Here is a 2,225-nt window from a genome sequence, read left to right on the forward strand (position 1 = left end):
GAAAATAAAAAGAACCCCAGTATCAACCGTCTTGGCAATACTGGGGTTCGCTTACTTTAAGTCGTAAACAAACCAAGCTCCCTAGCAGGCATTATCCTGCTCAGGTTCTATGGGTATCATCTCAGCCACTTGGCACCCCAGCTTGTTTGATTCGTTAAAGTAAGTATAGGGGCTTGGCAGGTACAATGCAACTAGCTGGTGAGTTAAGCAGAGAAATTATACTGAATATTTGATAGAATATAGATATTGAATGAAAAATGGAGGAATTCACCCGTGGAGGAGTGCCAAATTAAGTTGTTCGGTCTGTCAGCTAACCATGAGTTAGCTGAAGCAGTGGCAGATGAGTTGCATCAACCTTTAAGTCAAATTGATATCAAGCGTTTTGCTGATGGTGAAATCTACGAACGTGTGTTGGAAAGTGTTCGTGGTGATGACATTTATATTGTGGCACCAATTGCTGAAGAGGTGAATGATGCCTTCATGGAAATTATGATTGCCGTTGATGCGCTTCGACGTGCTTCAGCCGCCCACATTAACGTGGTGATTCCATACTTTGGATACGCACGTCAAGACCGTAAGGCTAAGTCGCGTGAGCCAATCACGGCCAAGATGGTGGCTTCATTACTTGAAATGGACGGCATCGATCGCGTTTTGGCTGTCGATTTGCACGCTGACCAATTGCAAGGATTCTTTGATATCCCGGTTGATCATTTGCAAGCGGCACCGTTGTTGTCCGATTACTTCTATCGTCGCAACATGTTGGAAAACTTGGTTGTCGTGTCACCGGATCACACCGGTGCTGGGCGTGCCCGCAAGTTTGCTGACTTGGTGAACGCCCCATGGGGTGTGGTAAATGACAACGTGGCGATGACGACGCCTGAATCGCCAGATGCGATTGTGGGTGAGGTTGCCGGTCGCCGGGCAATTATTGTCGATGATATTGTTGATACGGGGCGCCGTGTGCAAATGACAGCCCGCGCCTTGCGAGCAAACGGGGCAACCGATGTCTTCGTTGTGGCAACGCACGCCGTTTTATCGGGTGATTCAGCTCAACGCTTGGCAGCCGACGAGAATATTTCCCACTACATCTTCACGGATACATTGTTGATGCCAGAGGCAAAGCAGAGTGCGAAGTTTACGCGTCTGTCAGTCGCACCATTATTGGCTGACGCCATCGTCCGCATCCATGAAAATCGTCCGTTGGATATCTTGCTAAAGTCACGGAATAATCCAGATGCCAAATTATAATATGTTATGATGGTATTGAAATAACATGCAATAAAATGAACATTGAGGGGTATTTACAATGGTTTATGCAGCAGCTGATAATCGCTATGATGTGATGCCATACCGCCGTGTGGCTGATTCTGGCTTGATTTTGCCAGCGCTATCATTTGGTTTGTGGCGTAATTTGGGTGACCAAAAGCCACTTGCTAACTCACGTGAAGTGATGTTAAAAGCGTTTGATAATGGTATTTTTTCATTTGACAACGCCTCTAATTATGGGCCTTCTGATGGTTCAGCCGAAGAGACTTTCGGAGCTGTCTTCGAAAAGGATTTGAAGCCATACCGTAACGAATTGGTGATTACCACCAAGGCGGGTTACCACATGTGGCCAGGTCCTTTGGGTGAATTCTCTGGTAAGAAGACGTTGACGGCAGCGTTGGATATGTCATTGCAACGCATGCACCTGGACTATGTTGATATTTTCTACGCACACCGTTGGGATCCAAATACAAATTTGCGTGAAACGGCTGAGGCGTTAGATTTGATTGTCCGTCAAGGTAAGGCATTGTATGTTGGTGTTTCAAACTACACCACGGAACAAGTTGCTGAAATCGGTCAAATTTTTGATGAGTTGCACACGCCATTCATTGGTAACCAAATGTCATACAACATGTTCAATCGTGAAGCAGAAACGACGGATATGTTGGCCGAATTGGATAAGCACCATGCCGGTCTGATTGCGTATGGGCCTTTGGCTGAAGGCTTGTTGACGGATCGTTACTTGGACGGTTTCCCAGCTGATATGCCGCTGCACCGCACGAATGCTTTCATTAAGGAAGATCCTGAGGGAACGGTTGCGAAGTTGAACGCTTTGAATGCGGTCGCTGCTGACCGTGGTCAGACGTTGGCCCAATTGGCGATGGCATGGTTGCTGCGTGACAAGCGCGTGCCATCAATCGTGATTGGCGCATCTTCAGTTGATCACTTGTTGGACAACG

Annotated in this window: 2 protein-coding genes and 1 riboswitch; both genes read left to right on the forward strand. The window is 47.1% G+C overall.

Translation table 11 applies throughout. The features are described 5' to 3' along the window. Positions 1 to 61: 61 nt before the first annotated feature. Positions 62 to 150, reverse strand: a riboswitch (TPP riboswitch). Positions 151 to 273: 123 nt separating this feature from the next. Next, the gene (locus WEIDD23_RS00005; RefSeq protein WP_010370339.1) at positions 274 to 1,248 is read left to right on the forward strand and encodes a ribose-phosphate diphosphokinase; all 975 of its coding nucleotides are present in this window, start codon (positions 274 to 276) and stop codon (positions 1,246 to 1,248) included. 58 nt (positions 1,249 to 1,306) lie between these two features. Beyond that, positions 1,307 to 2,225, forward strand: a 919-nt coding sequence (locus WEIDD23_RS00010; protein ID WP_062358586.1) for an aldo/keto reductase, incomplete at its 3' end; no start/stop codon positions are given.

It is taken from the genome of Weissella sp. DD23 (assembly GCF_001579105.1).
In the GTDB taxonomy this organism is placed as follows: domain Bacteria; phylum Bacillota; class Bacilli; order Lactobacillales; family Lactobacillaceae; genus Weissella; species Weissella cibaria.